Raw genomic sequence first — 15,362 nt, 5'->3', positions numbered from 1 at the left:
ATTAATTTACAGGGTTCATGATTTGTTTATTGTATTTATTCCGGTACTCCAAAGGAGTGAGTCCCGTTACTTTTTTAAACATGGTGCGGAATGTTTTGGTGTCAACATATCCCACGTCGTAAATCACTTCGTTTACATTCTTTGTGCTGGTTTCAAAATCGCGCTTCGCCGCTTCTATTTTTATGCGCTGAATATATTCCACCACCGTGTTGCCGGTTGATTTTTTAAATCTTCTCTCAAAGGTCCTTCTTCCAATGGCCGACATATCAGACAGTTGTTCCACCGTAATTTTATCCTGGTAGCTGGATTCAATAAACTGCTGGGCTTTGAGGATAGGTTCGTCGTTATGGGCTTTTTGTCCTTCAAAAATAATGAAGGGCGATTGGCTCTGGCGGTCTATATCAATGGCATATGCTTTGGCGGTGAGGATGGCAATATCCCTGCCTGCGTATTTCTCTACCAGGTAAAGAATAAGGTTAAGATAGGAATAGGCGCCGCCGCTGGTATAAATGCGATCGTCTTCCGTGATGATCCTGTCGTCCATCAGCTGTACGTCGGGAAACATGGTCCTGAACTCCTTTGCCATTTTCCAATGGGTAGCGCACTGTTTTCCTTTGAGCAATCCTGTGGCAGCCAGGAAAAAAGCCCCCAGGCACAGGCTGGCAACAGAAGCACCTTGCTGGTATTGCTCCCGGATCCAGGGAATAAAGTCCTTATTAAGCTCCGCAGCCTTAGCCTGATCCCCGTGGAGGGAAGGAATAATGACCAGGTCTGTTTTCTTCACCTCGTTTATCAGCACTTCCGGTGATATGGTGAATAAGCGGTTACGTTGGCTTACTTCGGTCTTCAGCCCTACCAGCTGCACCTGGAACATTGGTTCCCGGTCTTTTTCAGCGAGGAAGTTATTGATATCTGTCAGGATCTGGTAGCTGCCTTCGATGTTAACTAAACTGGTATGCCCCAGGGGAACCAAGATGGAAATATGTATCATACGCTGCTATTATAATAATTTATGCCGCAATTAGCCTGAGAATTGTCGCTATACACCCCTGTTATTTATCCGAACCATTACGATTTTTGCATTATGATTCTAACTGAAAAAATCCGGTTTTAAAATGACCTTCATCCATACCTACCTTACTTTTAACGGCAACTGCCGGGAGGCTATGACTTTCTACAGGGAATGTCTTGGTGGAGAGTTAAGGCTCCAGACCATTGGCGATTCGCCCGTTTCGGCGGAGATACCTTCATTTATGAAGCCTTTCATCCTGCATTCAAGTCTTACCAAAGGTAACCTGGTACTTACCGCTTCCGATATGGTGCCCGAATCGGGGCTTACTGCGGGCAATACCGTTTCTTTACTACTGGACTGTAACAGTGAAGAGGAAGCCCGTACTTTTTATGCCCGTCTTTCTGCGGATGGTATTGCCACTCATCCGCTGGAAAGTACTTTCTGGGGGGCTTTATTTGGTGGCCTCACCGATAAGTTTGGTCTTCACTGGCTCATTAACTTTGAAGGAAACAGCCGGCAATAAAGATACTATTTACCATTAAATGCTTTCTCGAGCGCTGCAATATCCAGCTTCACCATTTTCATCATGGCCTGCATGGCTCTGCCTGCCTTTTCTTTATTCGGATCGCTCAGCAGTTTAGACATGATAGTAGGCGTGATCTGCCAGGATAAGCCATATTTATCTTTCAGCCAGCCGCATTGCACTTCCTTTCCACCATCGGCAGTGAGCCTGGACCAATAATAATCTACCTCCTCCTGGGTTTCACAGTATACCGTAAAGGAAACAGCTTCTGTGAACGGGAATTGTGGCCCTGCATTGATAGCCAGGAATTCCTGTCCCTCCAGGGAAAAGGTAGCGGCCAGCAAAGTACCTGCAGGCACAGGCCCTCCTTCTCCATAATATGATTTGTTTTTTACTTCTGCACTTTTAAAGATAGATGAGTAGAAGCTGATAGCCTCTTCCGCATTGAAGTTAAACCATAATGACGGTGTGATCTTTTGCATAACGATAGATTAAAGTTTTAAGAGGTTCATTTCGTTACAAAGATAGCAGCCCTCTTTTTCTCACTTACGGTGCAAAAGCGACATTCTTTAGGGGCGCTTGCGACAATGCGGATGTTATCGCGAAGGTTGTCTGACTCAGGATTATGATGATTTAGATGATTACGCTGAGTAGATTTTATTTTTAGAATTTTGTCAATGATTAAGAAAGATTTGGGGAGATAAAGGCGGTTATTCGTTTCCATCTTCCAAAATCCTTTAAAATCCTAACAAAATCTATTCAGCGTAATCATCTAAATCATCATAATCCTGAGTCAGACAAAATTCGCGTAAATGGTTTATTTTGTAGTTCATTTACTATTTATGAAGCTAAAATTCCACACAAGCATCCTTTGGCTTATTTTAAGCCTGTTCGGCAGTGTTGCAGGCCATGCCCAACAAACCACCTCCCCGCAATTCCGTGTTATCGCTTTTTACACCGCTAAAAATGATCAGGCGCATATCAGTTTTGTGCATGAAGCCAATAAATGGTTTCCGGAAATGGCAGCGAAATATAATTTCAGTTACGACTCCACCAACAACTGGCAAAATCTCAATGCTGCATTTTTGTCTAAATACCAGGTAGTGATTTTCCTGGATACAAGGCCGGAAGATCCCGCGCAACGCGCCGCCTTCCGGGAGTACATGGAGCATGGCGGCGGATGGATAGGCTTTCACTTTGCTGCATTTGCGCTTACACCATCTGCCTTTCCGCAAAACTGGGACTGGTATCACAATATCTTCCTCGGCTCAGGATCATATGGCAGCAACACCTGGCGCCCCACACCGGCTGTGTTGCGGGTTGAAAACCGCCCGCACCCCATTACCCAAAACCTGCCGGATACTTTCTCCACCGCTCCCAATGAGTGGTATCGCTGGAGCAACGACCTGCGTAAAAACCCGGACATCAGTATACTGCTGTCTGTTGATCCCAGCAGCTTCCCGCTCGGCACCGGCCCTAAACAACACGAGATCTGGCACAGCGGTTATTACCCTGTGGTATGGACCAATAAAAAGTATAAGATGCTATATGTGAATATGGGGCATAATGATATCGACTATGAGCATCATACCAATAAGGAATTATCTTTCACCTTTGCGAACGAAATACAGAACAGGATGATCCTGGATGCATTGCAGTGGATGGGAAAGAAGAAATAACAAACAATGGGCACGGTGTAGATCCGTGCCCATTGTTTAATTACTTCGCATGCAAGGTGGCAATAGTTTGCTGCTGTTCTGCTACCTGTTTATTCAGGCGCTCCACGTTTTTATTCAGTTGGATAATATACATGGTAAGCTCTTCTACTTTCTTCAGGAGCTGCTGGTCGAAATCGCCCAGATCCAGGCCTTTTTCCAGCACTTCTTTTTCCGAAGGAATGCCTTCCAGATGCTTTTCCGCAGTCACAAAATTTTCTACCTCCTGCAGGGATGGCAATTTGTCTGACTCAGGATGTTGATGATTACGCTGATCAATCACAATAATCAGGATAATCAGCGTAATCCTGCTCCAAGACAACTTCATCGCCGAAGGCGATTAATTCATAAACGCCTCTATCTTTTTCTTTTCATCCAGCTTTACGAACTGGCCATATTTATCGAGGTATTCTTTAGCTACTGGTTTGAATCCTGTTTTGTCCTGTTTATTGAGAAGATAAATCGTTCTTGCCCGCAGGTATATTTCCTCTCCTGGTGCGCCATAGGGTTTTACAGTAGTGTAAATGGCATCCCAATCGGGATTGGCGCCGTTTTCAGGCACAGAGGGAGCGATAAGATCCTGGTAAATAAGATTCATCATTTTTACGGTGGCTTGTCTTGCGCCCATCGCTTTGTCGATGGCCTCCATGTTATTGCGGATAATAAAGAAGCCGGTATCACGGGTACTGCCGGTCACCTGCATCACATAACGGAGGTCATCTTCTGAATAGGGTTGTTTCATTACAGCGAAGTAGTCGGCGCCGGCCAGGGCTGCGCCGTCTTTATCGCCCGACTGCACCGCCAGCATAGCCAGCTTTCTCAGGAACTCCGGTTCCCTTTTACCGTCAATATACTCCTGCAACATGGCGCTGTAGATGGCGGCGGGCTCTGTAAGATCAGCATCCTGGGCAGCCACTTCCGGTATGGTGCCCAGGTCTTTGTTTAGTGGCGCATGTATCTTCCTTATTTCCTCAAACGGAATTTTCACTATTTCACGGTCGTAGGTAAGCAACCCGTTCTGCTCTCCTTCCACATCAAAAGGCTGGGTATAGATACTGGCGGACAGGCCCTGCCGCTCCAATAGCTGCAGATGCTGGTTCATAATGGCATACTTCGATTTCAGCGCAGCGGGCTTTTCCTGGATGTATCCCCAGGCAGTGTTGGTGTTCCACTGGTGATCGGGAATGAATACGCCAATACCGCCGAACTCGCCCAGTACCTGGGCTTTTCCCGGCATTTTTATGGCATTCATAGGATTGGGGTAACTGTGCACATCGGTAAGGTCTGCGCTGATGTATGCATTCGGGCTGGGACTGCGGAGCTTTTCATTTACATACAGGTATTCCCCTGAGTGACCATTCACCAGCCGCGACGGATCGCTGCGTTTGATCCATTCTGTTAAGCGCTGCTGATCGAATTGTCCCCATTTTTCATTGAACAGCACCCAGGTAGTAACGCATGGATAATTATGCAGCTGCGCCAGCGTTTCTTTACATTGCTGTTCAAAAGCCGCTTTGGCGCCTTCGGGCAGGCTGTGATTGGGGCTCACCATATCCTGCCATACCAGCATACCCAGTTTATCAGCCCAGTAATACCAGCGGTCGGGTTCCACTTTGATATGTTTGCGGATGGTATTAAAACCCATTGCCTTGATGGCTTTAATATCGAATGCCAGCGCTTCATCAGTAGGCGCCGTATAAAGGCCATCAGGCCAGAAGCCCTGGTCCAGGGTACCAAGGTTAAAGTAAGGCTTGTTGTTAAGAAAGATGCGGTCTACTCCTTTTTCATCTTTTGCAATGGATATTTTACGCATTCCGAAATAGCTTTTCACTTCATCGGCTACCCTGCCTCCTTTCAGGAGTTTCACGGAGAGATCGTACAGGAAAGGATTTCCGGGCGACCATAAAACCGGGTGATCCACCTTTAACTGTAATGGAACACCGCTCCTGCCTTTTACTGTGCCTGCAGTTTTACCGTTGGCAGAGGCCACCGCCTCCACCGTATACCCTGCGGGCGCATTTACCGTAAGATTAAGTATTTGTTTATCAATATCGGGTGTGAAATCCAGGCCGGAGATATAATCGGCAGGCACCTTTTCCAGCCATACGGTTTGCCAGATGCCGGAACTGGGCGTGTAATAGATATTGGCAGGATTCAATACCTGCTTACCGGAAGGGCCTATCCCCCTGTCCGACGGATCATAGATCTTCAGTACAAGAATGTTCTCCCCGTTCTTTACTGCATTGGTGATATCAATAGTAAACGACGTATAGCCGCCGGTGTGACCTCCTACCTCTTTCCCGTTGAGGTATACTTTACTTTGCCAGTCCACCGCCCCGAAGTGCAGGAGCGTTCTCTCTCCTGCCACCTGGCTAATATCAAGTTTACGGCGGTACCAGAGCCGCTGTTCCGGCAACAGTGTTTTCTTTACGCCGGATAATGCGGATTCCAATGGATAAGGCACAAGTATCTGCCCGTCGAAATTATAGGGTGCAGGTTCGTCTGCTGCCGTGATGGCATACTCCCAGAGCCCATTGAGGTTTTGCCAGTTCTTCCGTTCCAGCTGGGGCCGTGGATAGGCGGTAAGCGCATTTTGCGGATTCACTTGCTTCGCCCACCGGGATTGAATGGCAACAGGTTTCATTTTATAACCGGTTTGTGCCTGTAATGGGGCAAGGCTGCATAAAAGCAAGGCAGTGGCCAGTAATAGTGGTGTTCTCATCATGGAGTTACTTATTTCTTTGTGGTTAAATTGAGTGGCTTACAGGGTTGTGATCTTTCCGTTCATCTTAATGGCTAAAACAGGTACGGTAGCAAAATATACATAATTCCCCATGAATAAACAGGCTTAACTTTTAAGGTTTGTTAATCTGCATATTTTTCGATTTCATTAATATTATAATATTATATAATGTAATAAAATTAGGCATGAAATAAAAAATAAAACATCTTTACCATGATATAATTAGTATTTTTTTTCATAAATTAAACAACAAGAGCCATCGTATATGCCAGAATATAAATATTATTAAAATGAATACTATTAACCTCAACCGCTATGATCATATCTCCAATACCTGGGATGAAATGTACATTGCTGATAACCATCTCCGGGAACAATACCACCGGATCATCAGCTACCTGGAGAACGAATCGGCCAACGATCTCAATAAGAAAGAAGAACTGGCCAAACGCCTGTTTATGAGCCAGGGAATTACCTTTACGGTGTACGATAACGGGGAAGGGATTGAAAAGATCTTTCCCTTTGATATCATTCCCCGTATTATTACCTGCTCAGAATGGACTTTTATTGAAGAAGGCATTAAACAGCGGCTGAAAGCACTTAACCTTTTTCTGAAAGATGTTTATAACAACCAGTTTATTATCCGCGATGGTGTGATTCCCGCTTCCCTCATCTATTCCTGCCCTCATTTCCTGCGGGAAATGCACCAGCTGAACGTTCCTTACGATATCTATATCCATATTGCGGGCATCGACCTGATACGGGATTATGACGGCACCTTTTACGTACTGGAAGATAATCTCCGTACACCTTCAGGGGTAAGCTATATGCTGGAAAACCGCGAGATCACCAAACGGCTCTTTCCCGACCTCCTGCCACAGTGTAAAGTGCGCAGCGTAACAGAGTACCCTTCTATTCTTTATAAGAACCTGTTATCGCTCTCACCCCGTGCGGTAGCCAACCCTACTATAGTGCTGCTGAGCCCGGGCATGTACAATTCCGCCTATTATGAGCACACTACACTGGCCCGCCTGATGGGCGTGGAGCTGGTGGAAGGCAGAGACCTCGTGGTACGTGATCAGAAAGTATACATGAAAACCACCACCGGTTTGCAACAGGTAGATGTGATCTACCGCCGGGTAGACGATGAATATATAGATCCGCTTGTATTCAATCCCAAAAGCGTGCTCGGTGTTGCCGGCCTGATGAGCGCCTACCGCAAAGGCAATGTAGCTATCATTAACGCCACCGGCAACGGCGTAGCAGACGATAAAGCCGTATACAGCTATGTACCGGACATGATCAAATATTATCTGAATGAAACACCCCTGCTGAAAAATGTACCCACCTACAGTTTAGGCGACCCGGAACACAAAGAATATGTTTTCCGTAACATCCATAAAATGGTGATCAAAAAAACCAACGAAAGCGGTGGCTATGGCATGCTGATGGGGCATGCCGCTTCCGAATCCGATATAGAAAATTATAAGAAGGAAATACTGAAAGACCCCAGGAACTTCATCGCCCAGCCAACCATCAGCCTGTCTACCGCCCCTTGTTATCTCGACGGCATGCTGCAACCACGCCGGGTAGACCTCCGGCCATATGCCCTTACAGGCCCCGATGGCATCTCTATCGTTCCCGGCGGATTAACCCGGGTAGCCCTGAAAGAAGGCTCTCTCGTGGTAAACAGCTCACAGGGAGGCGGCAGTAAAGACACCTGGGTACTGGCATCATAAACAAAAACAAACGCCTATGTTAAGCAGAGTAGCCTCCAGTTTATATTGGTTGAGCAGGTATGTAGAAAGAAGCGACGGTATCCTGAGAATGCTGAAAATAAACTACGCCTCTTCACAAGACACCATCCAGGAATTTACATGGACACCGGTGATCCGCATTTCCTCCGGCGGCGATGAAGCCGAAATTTCATCTATCAAAAACGACAGCCGTTCGGTGATCGAGTACCTGCTCTTTAACCGCGACAATCCCAACTCCATCATCAACATGATCACATTGGCCCGTGAAAATGCCAGGAGCGTACAGGAGCACATCGCAAAAGACCTGTGGCAGTGCCTCAATGAGTACTATCATACCGTGAAAGACCCAAAGCTGTTATGGTATGTACAAAAAGACGACCCCGTAACAGCCCTGGATATTCTTATTAAACAGGTAATGCTATATTATGGCACCGCAGGCAGTATTATGGAAAGGGGTGAAAGCAGGAGCTTTATGAGCATCGGCAAATACCTCGAAAGAAGTATACAGTCGATCGATATCCTCGATATCAAATTTATCTCCATCTCCAACAATCCCGATCTGCTTACAGACACCTCTTACTGGCAACACCTGCTACTATCGCTGGGTGGTTATGAGCTTTACCTGAAAACCTACAGGAAAGGCTTTGAGGCAGAAAACGTGCTGGAACTGGTGATGCTCAACAACGATTTTCCAAGATCCGCAAAATATTCCGTGAACAATATTCACCGGTATTTTGAACGGCTTAAAAGCGATAAGAATATAGAACACTATAATAAACTGTCGTTTAATATCGGGCGATTGAACAGCACCATCACCTATAGCTCCGTAAACAGCATGAAAGCGGAAGGGCTTCATTCCTATCTTGTTAAAATCAGGAGCGAGCTATACGGCATCGGTAACCTGCTGAATGAATACTATTTCGCAAATGCTTAACCATTATATTATATGCCTGTTTTCAAAATAAAACATACCACGCGTTACACTTACGAAACACCGGTACGCGACAGTGCCAACCAGATCATCCTCTACCCGGTAAAAGATGAATACCAGAAAGTGATCAAACATGACCTGACTATTTCTCATCACCCTGAAGTTGAAGTATTCAAAGATTATTATGGAAATGAAGTAGGAATTTTTACGCAAACTGAACCGCATCATGAATTGAAGATCGTTTCTTCCACCTGTGTGGAAACCCTCCCCCGCCCCCTGCCGGCTGATAACCTGCCACCATTGGTCCAATGGCAGCTACTGGAGGATATCCGCTATGAGGTGGCTTTTATCGACTATCTTAAACAGGAGAATTTTGAAAACGCAGCTTCCCTGCGGCAAATTTCACTGAGCCTGAAAGAAGATACTGATACACCTTTCAAAACAGCTGTACGCTTCTCCGATTATGTATATACACACTTCGATTATATCAAAGGAGTAACCACGGTAAACAGCACCCTCGATGAAATATTACTTCTGCAAGCAGGCGTATGCCAGGATTTCGCGCACCTGTTAACCGCCATGCTGCGTTTCTCACAAATTCCGGCAAGATATGTAAGCGGGTATATTTGTCCCAATAAAAACGGCATGCGCGGGGAAGGCGCCACCCATGCCTGGGCAGAAGTGTATATTCCTGAATATGGTTGGCTGGGACTTGACCCTACCAACAACTGCATCGCCGGCGAAAATCATGTGAAACTGGCAGTAGGACGCAATTTCAGTGACTGCTCCCCGGTGAAAGGCGTATACAGCGGCGGCGCAGGACATACATTGGATGTGACCGTATCAGTAGGTTACGATGATCACGAGCATATTGATCCGGAACAGTTCCTTCAGCCCGCCACCAGTAGTACCGTTTCACCGGCGCCTGCAAAAAATAGTTACCAGCGCCACCTGGAAGAAATAATGATGCAGCAACAGCAGCAACAACAATGAATACACAAATTACACCGGCGAATGACGGGATCCCCTCTGCGGAGCCCGTCACGCTGATCCTCCTCCGCTTAATAACATCTCTTATTTATTCTCCTAAAACAATTTGATAATTCACAAATAAGGAAAATTTATATAGTTTTGCCAGGAACCTTAATGGCCGAACTATAAACTACAACTGTCACATTTAAAAGAGTACAATGCAACGCTTTGCCATAAAAAGGCGCTGGGATGCTTTCTGCCATACGATCGGCAGTATCCCGCCAAAATACCTGTATACCCTTTTTCTGTTAATGGCGGTGGGCATCTCTTTTCATTCCTGGTTTTCTTCACAGGATATGGAAAGATGGACCCGTTACAATAACTTCCTGATCTTTAAACAGGCATTTTCACACCTGGTACATAACCAGGACCTCTACGTGCTATACGAATCGGAATATTACGACCTGTATAAGTACAGTCCTTCTTTTGCTTTGTGGATGGGCGTTTTCGCCTGGATGCCGGATGTACCCGCATTGATTTGCTGGAATATCATGAACGTGGTAGTATTTATTATTGCCATCAGAACTTTGCCGGTAAAGAAAGAAAAGCAATCCATCCTGCTGTTGTTTTTAGCTATAGAGATGATGATTGCGCTTACCAGCTCACAGATCAACGTATTTATCGCGGGCTTTTTTATTCTTGCATGGCATTGCATGGAAAACAAAAAGATCTGGCTGGCAGCATTGCTGTTGGTGGTAACAGTGTATATCAAACTATTTGGCGTGGTGGCCATGTCATTGTTCCTGTTATACCCCGAACGCTGGAAAGCCGCGTTGTATACCGTTTTCTGGACAGCCGTGATTGCAGTGATGCCTTTGATGGTGATTTCATGGGATCAGCTGCTGTACCTTTACAAGAGCTGGGGCCACCTGCTGGCGAACGACTACTCCGCTTCCTATGGTGTTTCCGTGATGGGATGGTGGCATACCTGGTTTAACATGGATATCTCCAAACAGATTTTTATGCTGGTGGCAGCAGCCCTGTTTATGGCGCCGTTTTTACCCATCCTCTATAACCGGGAATCCAGGTATAACCTGAGTATGCTGGCCTCCGTGCTGATATGGGTGGTGATCTTTAACCATAAAGGTGAATCGCCTACCTATATTATTGCGCTCACCGGTGTGGCCATCTGGTATTTCACACAGGAACGGCCATCAACGTTAAATACCGTACTGGTGGTGCTTACGCTGGTATTCACTTCCTTTTCCTCTACAGACCTGATAACGCCATACTGGATTGCCAGAACTTATGTAGAGCCTTATGCAGTGAAAGCGGTGTTCTGCTCAATTGTATGGCTGAAAATAATAATGGAGCCTTTCTTCGCGGCATCCGCTGTTCCGGCAAGAATAACGGCCGACAAGCTGCAAAGGGCAGCTTAAAAATAACGAAAAAGGGGTGTCTCTCAGGAGACCCCCCTTTTTTATTATGCATTTTGCTTCCTTAAATATTTGGTGAGGATCACAATCAGCTGTCCTTCTATCTTTCCTTCTATTTGTTCTGTATTATCCGGCACCAGCCGTATATTCTTTACCACAGTGCCCATTCTTGCGTTTAAGGTAGACCCTTTTACATCAAGGGACCTGGTAAGAATAACAGTGTCGCCGTTTTGCAGAACAGCACCATTGCTATCCCTGTGCAATTCTACCGCAGCCTCATTTTCGTGATCGCCGGTAGCTTTAGCCCAGGCCAGTGCTTCATCATTCAGGTAAATCATGTCCAGGTTATCTGCCGCCCAGCTTTCCTGCCTTAAGCGGTTCAGCAGGCGCCAGGAAACAATCTGCACGCCAGGAACCTCACTCCACATCGATTCGTTCAGGCACTGCCAGTGACTACTGTCCAGCTCCGCTTTTTTCTCCACCTGTAACTGGCACTTTTCACAGATAAGGATACAATTATCCTGATCACTGTAAGTTTGGGGAGGCACTTCGTACATGTTCAACTGCTCTTCTGATTTGCATAGCTCGCACTTGTTTTCACTCCTTGTTAGCAATAGTTCGTTCAGCTTCATATATATCCTTGATAAAAAAATGTGCACGAAGGTAATATTTTTTTGCCCCGGACCATAGCCGTATTAATTTTTACCGGCAGTTTGAACTGCGGCAGCAGGGAAGCCGGTTCACTTTATGGTACCACGGTAATAAAAAGATAGGTAGCCAGTATCACCAGCAACACGATCCCCTGCAGGATATTCGTTTTTCCTGCATTAAAGGAAATGCTGATAGTAAAGAGAGAAAGGATCAGCAACAGGGTAGACTTGGCATCTATACCGAGCGTTATCTTAAAACCCAGTGTGTAAGCAACTATAGCCACCGCGGGAATAGTGAGCCCTATACTCGCCAGTGCTGAGCCAAGCGCCAGGTTCAGGCTTGTTTGTAACCGGTTTTGCGAGGCCGCCCTGATGGCGGCCAATCCCTCCGGCAAAAGGATCACCGCCGCTATGATAACCCCTACAAGGCTTTTAGGCGCACCCAGGTTTACCACAATGGTTTCAATTACAGGAGATAATTTCTTCGACAGTAATACCACCACTGCCAGCGCTATTAACAGGAATACCATGCTCACAACAGTAGTTAACCCCGACGGCGGTGCGGCATGTGTGTCTTCATCGCCGGGCGCCGCATCCTTCGGCAGGAAATAATCGCGGTGCCTCACGGCTTGCACCGCTACAAAACCGCCATACAGCACCAGTGAAATAATAGCTACAAATATCAGCTGGCTGCTGGAATAAACAGGGCCTGCTTCGGTAGTGGTATAATTTGGTAAGACAAGGGTTAAAATGGAGATCGCCGTTAAGGCAACCAGCGCGGCACTTACACCGGCTTTTATAAAGGCCTGTTCTTTAAAGCGGTAACCTCCAATGAACAAAGACATCCCTATAATGCCCGACAGGATCAGCATAATAGCGGCAAACACCGTATCTCTTGCCAGCGTTGCACCCTGATCTGCCTTGTTCAGCATAATAGATACAATCAGCGATACTTCAATCACCGTAATAGCAAGCGCCAGAATGAGGGTGCCATACGGTTCTCCTACCTTATGCGCCACCACCTCTGCATGATGCACAGCCGACAGCACCACACTGATCAGCACTAAACCCATCACAGCTGATAATATCCCGCTTTGCTGTTCTCCTGCAAATCCCAGTAATGCCAACCCGGTAAGAGGACTGATAAGACACCATAGCGGGAGCGTAATTTTCCATTTCCTGTAGAGAAAGTGATTGAATGCCATGTGCTTAATTTACAAAAAAATAAGCACATGCCCCCCATCCGCCAGTGCAACGAAGCGCCTGCAGGGGTAAAACGCCCTTCCCTGCAGGCATCAGCGCTCATGCTATCCGGTTGTATGGAAAAGCAGGAAAGCCCTGATGAGGAAATATTTATTTATCAGGCGGAGGGTAATAAATTGCTGACCACATTATAAAGCTCATCGATGCGGAAAGGTTTTGCAATCATGCTGTCGGCCTTGCAGAAACGAATGGATTCTTCTGAATAATTCCTGGCAGAGAACAGGATCACAGGTAATTTGGATTCCTCCGGCGAGGTTTTGATTTCCCGGCATAAGCGCCGGCCATCATAGCTACCCATGGCAATATCCATCAGCAGTACATCCGGCTCAAACCGGGCTATATAGTCATGAAGCACTGCGGGATCTTCCAGGGTAATCACCTCCATTTTCCTTCTTGAAAGCACCAGGGAAACAGCTTCAAGAATAGATGGATTATCGTCCACTACAAGTATTTTCCACATGGGAATAGTTTTAGATACCAGAACATGCACATTGTATAGCCTCGGCCGGGCCGCTCACTCAGAACGGAAATTAAATGTAGAACTGTTTTCCTGTTAAAATATGGGCACAGCACGCCTTCTGCAAAAAATTATTTTTGCGGAACCTCATTGTTGCGCTCCTTTGTTACTGCCTTATTCGCGGTAATAGTCTTTCACGCCGCCGGCAGGTGTAAAACTGATGAAGTACCGTTCCCTGCTGCCGCTGATAGACTGTGGATACCAGGTGAGCTTGTTAGCGCTGAAGATGCCATAAATATGCGTAAGCGGTGCAGCGCCCTCTATATTCTCTGCTTTGCGGTTGTAATTGCGGTATACCACGGAAGCACATACGAAACTGATATTATCAAGGCTGATCAATGCTTCGGAAATATTGTCTTGCACCGATAGCTGCACAGGTTTGGGGCTCTGCCATTTTCCGTTGCTGTAATTGTATTCATCAATATATTCAGGGTTCTCCGGGTGCTGGATGTTTACATTTATTCTTCCGTCGTTGTAAAAATGAATGGCTTTATAGAGATAGATGCTTTTCCCTGCAAAGGCCGGCAATGCACGCAGTGCCTTTTCGGCGTCAAGTAGCACGATGGCATCGCTGAGAAAATCGCCGTTTGTGGTGCGGGAATTATGAATAATAGTAGTCCCATTACGGTGCTCAATGGTTGTAGTGGTAGTAGTGGTACTGCTGCTCACGCTGGCGCCTGAACCGGAAGAAGTGGTGGTGACCTCCTCGTCCTGGCTTGCAGGCAGGTCTTTATAACTGCTGTCGGTATCACTGCCATACAGGGTATCATGTATAGATTCCCGGAACTGACTGCAGGATACGCACATCATCACTGTTATTATAATTCCGGTTAACTGTTGTAAACGCATCTTCTTTATATTTTTATTCGGCTATATCACTGGCAAATGCTACCTGCTCAGGGTCTTCTTTCAGATAAAAAACCGGGATGGACTCCTGCTTAGTCATATTCAGATCCAGGAGCGGCACTATTTTCTTTAATGAAGCCGTATGGGTTTTACCCAAATTATCCTGGTAGCGCAATTCAAAGCGTACCTGGGGCTGCTCATTAATATAGGTGCCGGTTTGCTCTGCGGAAACTATCTGCGCATCGGTACGCAGGCCGTAGTACTTCAGTTGCAGCCCATTAGCGGGAGCACCTATAAAAAGACTTATCAGTTTTCCGAAACCGATACGGCTCACCAGTACAATAAACGGGCATAAAACAAGCGGGTGATAAAATTCCAGGAAACGCCAGCCCCGCCCATGGTTCTCTAACCTGTAAGAATATACGTAATACGCCGCTACTGCGGTTACTATCAGTAACCAGGCCAGGAGCGACATAATAAGCCGTCCGGCTTTCATCTCCACCGTTACGCCATCCAGCGTTAAATGAGGCTGCGCTTTGAGCTTATCGTCGATCAGCAACCTGATGGTTTTTCCCTCATCATAGCGGTGCAGTTCCGGCTTGGTATCATTTACCTCCAGCTGTTCAGTGATTTCCGTGCCAACAAAATTCTGCAGGGAACATACTATTTCCCTGGTATCCACATCCTTACCCGCTGCGGGTAATTTTTTGCTGCTCACTATACGCGCATCTTTCCTTACACCTTCTTTTAAAAGACGCATGATATTTCCCCTCATGGTAAAAGGCAGTACTATCCATCTCCTGAACCATCCCTGGATCAGTATCAGCCATAATACAGCTGAAAGGCCCAGCAACACAAGCGCCAGCCATGGTTTGCTACCGCCATTCTCTCCGGCTGTCCCATACTCAGTGTTGTAGTAAATGAGCATGGGAAAAGGGATGGCAAAAAACAGCATGTAAATGATCCAGAAATAATTCCAAAAACCTTTCATTCAGCT

15 protein-coding genes are annotated in these 15,362 nt (G+C 46.3%); 6 read left to right on the top strand and 9 right to left on the bottom strand.

Annotated elements, in window-relative coordinates:
• Nucleotide 1: 1 nt before the first annotated feature.
• A complete protein-coding gene (locus FN124_RS27620) occupies nucleotides 2–991 on the bottom strand; it encodes a GlxA family transcriptional regulator (RefSeq protein ID WP_142688008.1) in 990 nt (329 codons plus the stop codon).
• Nucleotides 992–1,115: 124 nt separating this feature from the next.
• Between FN124_RS27620 and FN124_RS27615 the strand changes: the two genes are divergently transcribed.
• A complete protein-coding gene (locus FN124_RS27615) occupies nucleotides 1,116–1,535 on the top strand; it encodes a VOC family protein (RefSeq protein WP_142688007.1) in 420 nt (139 codons plus the stop codon).
• Between the two features lie 5 nt (nucleotides 1,536–1,540).
• Here the strand turns inward: FN124_RS27615 and FN124_RS27610 are convergent, their stop codons facing one another.
• On the bottom strand, nucleotides 1,541–2,017 hold the full coding sequence (locus FN124_RS27610; protein ID WP_142688006.1) for a VOC family protein: 477 nt from the start codon (nucleotides 2,015–2,017) through the stop codon (nucleotides 1,541–1,543).
• A 360-nt stretch (nucleotides 2,018–2,377) separates the two neighbouring features.
• Here FN124_RS27610 and FN124_RS27605 point away from each other — a divergent pair, with 360 nt between their 5' ends.
• The gene (locus tag FN124_RS27605) at nucleotides 2,378–3,214 is read left to right on the top strand and encodes a ThuA domain-containing protein (protein ID WP_142688005.1); all 837 of its coding nucleotides are present in this window, start codon (nucleotides 2,378–2,380) and stop codon (nucleotides 3,212–3,214) included.
• A gap of 40 nt (nucleotides 3,215–3,254) precedes the next feature.
• On the opposite strand, the gene FN124_RS27600 is transcribed toward FN124_RS27605, so the two are convergent.
• Together FN124_RS27600 and FN124_RS27595 are read right to left on the bottom strand one after the other, a co-directional pair.
• Nucleotides 3,255–3,578 carry a hypothetical protein gene (locus tag FN124_RS27600; RefSeq protein ID WP_142688004.1) on the bottom strand — a complete coding sequence of 108 codons (324 nt, stop codon included), beginning with the start codon at nucleotides 3,576–3,578 and terminating at the stop codon, nucleotides 3,255–3,257.
• 12 nt (nucleotides 3,579–3,590) lie between these two features.
• A complete protein-coding gene (locus FN124_RS27595; protein WP_221887928.1) occupies nucleotides 3,591–5,975 on the bottom strand; it encodes a glycoside hydrolase family 2 protein in 2,385 nt (794 codons plus the stop codon).
• Nucleotides 5,976–6,283: 308 nt separating this feature from the next.
• Between FN124_RS27595 and FN124_RS27590 the strand changes: the two genes are divergently transcribed.
• From FN124_RS27590 to FN124_RS27575, 4 genes are all read left to right on the top strand, one after another.
• Complete coding sequence (locus FN124_RS27590; protein WP_142688003.1) at nucleotides 6,284–7,732, top strand: circularly permuted type 2 ATP-grasp protein; 1,449 nt, start codon at nucleotides 6,284–6,286, stop codon at nucleotides 7,730–7,732.
• Between the two features lie 16 nt (nucleotides 7,733–7,748).
• The gene (locus tag FN124_RS27585; RefSeq protein WP_142688002.1) at nucleotides 7,749–8,684 is read left to right on the top strand and encodes an alpha-E domain-containing protein; all 936 of its coding nucleotides are present in this window, start codon (nucleotides 7,749–7,751) and stop codon (nucleotides 8,682–8,684) included.
• Between the two features lie 12 nt (nucleotides 8,685–8,696).
• A complete protein-coding gene (locus FN124_RS27580) occupies nucleotides 8,697–9,674 on the top strand; it encodes a transglutaminase family protein (RefSeq protein WP_142688001.1) in 978 nt (325 codons plus the stop codon).
• A gap of 197 nt (nucleotides 9,675–9,871) precedes the next feature.
• Nucleotides 9,872–11,092: a glycosyltransferase family 87 protein gene (locus FN124_RS27575; protein ID WP_142688000.1), complete on the top strand. Its 1,221-nt coding sequence runs from the start codon at nucleotides 9,872–9,874 to the stop codon at nucleotides 11,090–11,092.
• 44 nt (nucleotides 11,093–11,136) lie between these two features.
• Here the strand turns inward: FN124_RS27575 and FN124_RS27570 are convergent, their stop codons facing one another.
• The 5 genes from FN124_RS27570 to FN124_RS27550 form a co-directional block, all read right to left on the bottom strand.
• Nucleotides 11,137–11,721 carry a PhnA domain-containing protein gene (locus tag FN124_RS27570; RefSeq protein ID WP_142687999.1) on the bottom strand — a complete coding sequence of 195 codons (585 nt, stop codon included), beginning with the start codon at nucleotides 11,719–11,721 and terminating at the stop codon, nucleotides 11,137–11,139.
• Nucleotides 11,722–11,834: 113 nt separating this feature from the next.
• Nucleotides 11,835–12,944 carry a calcium:cation antiporter gene (locus FN124_RS27565; RefSeq protein ID WP_142687998.1) on the bottom strand — a complete coding sequence of 370 codons (1,110 nt, stop codon included), beginning with the start codon at nucleotides 12,942–12,944 and terminating at the stop codon, nucleotides 11,835–11,837.
• A 155-nt stretch (nucleotides 12,945–13,099) separates the two neighbouring features.
• On the bottom strand, nucleotides 13,100–13,462 hold the full coding sequence (locus FN124_RS27560; protein WP_142687997.1) for a response regulator: 363 nt from the start codon (nucleotides 13,460–13,462) through the stop codon (nucleotides 13,100–13,102).
• A gap of 171 nt (nucleotides 13,463–13,633) precedes the next feature.
• Entirely contained in the window at nucleotides 13,634–14,368 is a 735-nt protein-coding gene (locus tag FN124_RS27555; RefSeq protein WP_142687996.1) for a hypothetical protein, read from the bottom strand.
• Between the two features lie 13 nt (nucleotides 14,369–14,381).
• A complete protein-coding gene (locus FN124_RS27550) occupies nucleotides 14,382–15,356 on the bottom strand; it encodes a hypothetical protein (protein ID WP_142687995.1) in 975 nt (324 codons plus the stop codon).
• Nucleotides 15,357–15,362: the final 6 nt, after the last annotated feature.

It is taken from the genome of Chitinophaga polysaccharea (assembly GCF_902150045.1).
GTDB lineage: Bacteria > Bacteroidota > Bacteroidia > Chitinophagales > Chitinophagaceae > Chitinophaga > Chitinophaga polysaccharea_A.
Note: the sequence above shows the minus strand (reverse complement) of the source record. Positions and strands in the feature narration are given on the sequence as shown.

Excerpts from the sequence above, each read along its gene's own strand:
- FN124_RS27620 (WP_142688008.1), bottom strand. The coding sequence starts at position 991 with ATGATACATATTTCCATCTTGGTTCCCCTGGGGCATACCAGTTTAGTT.
- FN124_RS27615 (WP_142688007.1), top strand. The coding sequence starts at position 1,116 with ATGACCTTCATCCATACCTACCTTACTTTTAACGGCAACTGCCGGGAG.
- FN124_RS27610 (WP_142688006.1), bottom strand. The coding sequence starts at position 2,017 with ATGCAAAAGATCACACCGTCATTATGGTTTAACTTCAATGCGGAAGAG.
- FN124_RS27605 (WP_142688005.1), top strand. The coding sequence starts at position 2,378 with ATGAAGCTAAAATTCCACACAAGCATCCTTTGGCTTATTTTAAGCCTG.
- FN124_RS27600 (WP_142688004.1), bottom strand. The coding sequence starts at position 3,578 with ATGAAGTTGTCTTGGAGCAGGATTACGCTGATTATCCTGATTATTGTG.
- FN124_RS27595 (WP_221887928.1), bottom strand. The coding sequence starts at position 5,975 with ATGATGAGAACACCACTATTACTGGCCACTGCCTTGCTTTTATGCAGC.
- FN124_RS27590 (WP_142688003.1), top strand. The coding sequence starts at position 6,284 with ATGAATACTATTAACCTCAACCGCTATGATCATATCTCCAATACCTGG.
- FN124_RS27585 (WP_142688002.1), top strand. The coding sequence starts at position 7,749 with ATGTTAAGCAGAGTAGCCTCCAGTTTATATTGGTTGAGCAGGTATGTA.
- FN124_RS27580 (WP_142688001.1), top strand. The coding sequence starts at position 8,697 with ATGCCTGTTTTCAAAATAAAACATACCACGCGTTACACTTACGAAACA.
- FN124_RS27575 (WP_142688000.1), top strand. The coding sequence starts at position 9,872 with ATGCAACGCTTTGCCATAAAAAGGCGCTGGGATGCTTTCTGCCATACG.
- FN124_RS27570 (WP_142687999.1), bottom strand. The coding sequence starts at position 11,721 with ATGAAGCTGAACGAACTATTGCTAACAAGGAGTGAAAACAAGTGCGAG.
- FN124_RS27565 (WP_142687998.1), bottom strand. The coding sequence starts at position 12,944 with ATGGCATTCAATCACTTTCTCTACAGGAAATGGAAAATTACGCTCCCG.
- FN124_RS27560 (WP_142687997.1), bottom strand. The coding sequence starts at position 13,462 with ATGTGGAAAATACTTGTAGTGGACGATAATCCATCTATTCTTGAAGCT.
- FN124_RS27555 (WP_142687996.1), bottom strand. The coding sequence starts at position 14,368 with ATGCGTTTACAACAGTTAACCGGAATTATAATAACAGTGATGATGTGC.
- FN124_RS27550 (WP_142687995.1), bottom strand. The coding sequence starts at position 15,356 with ATGAAAGGTTTTTGGAATTATTTCTGGATCATTTACATGCTGTTTTTT.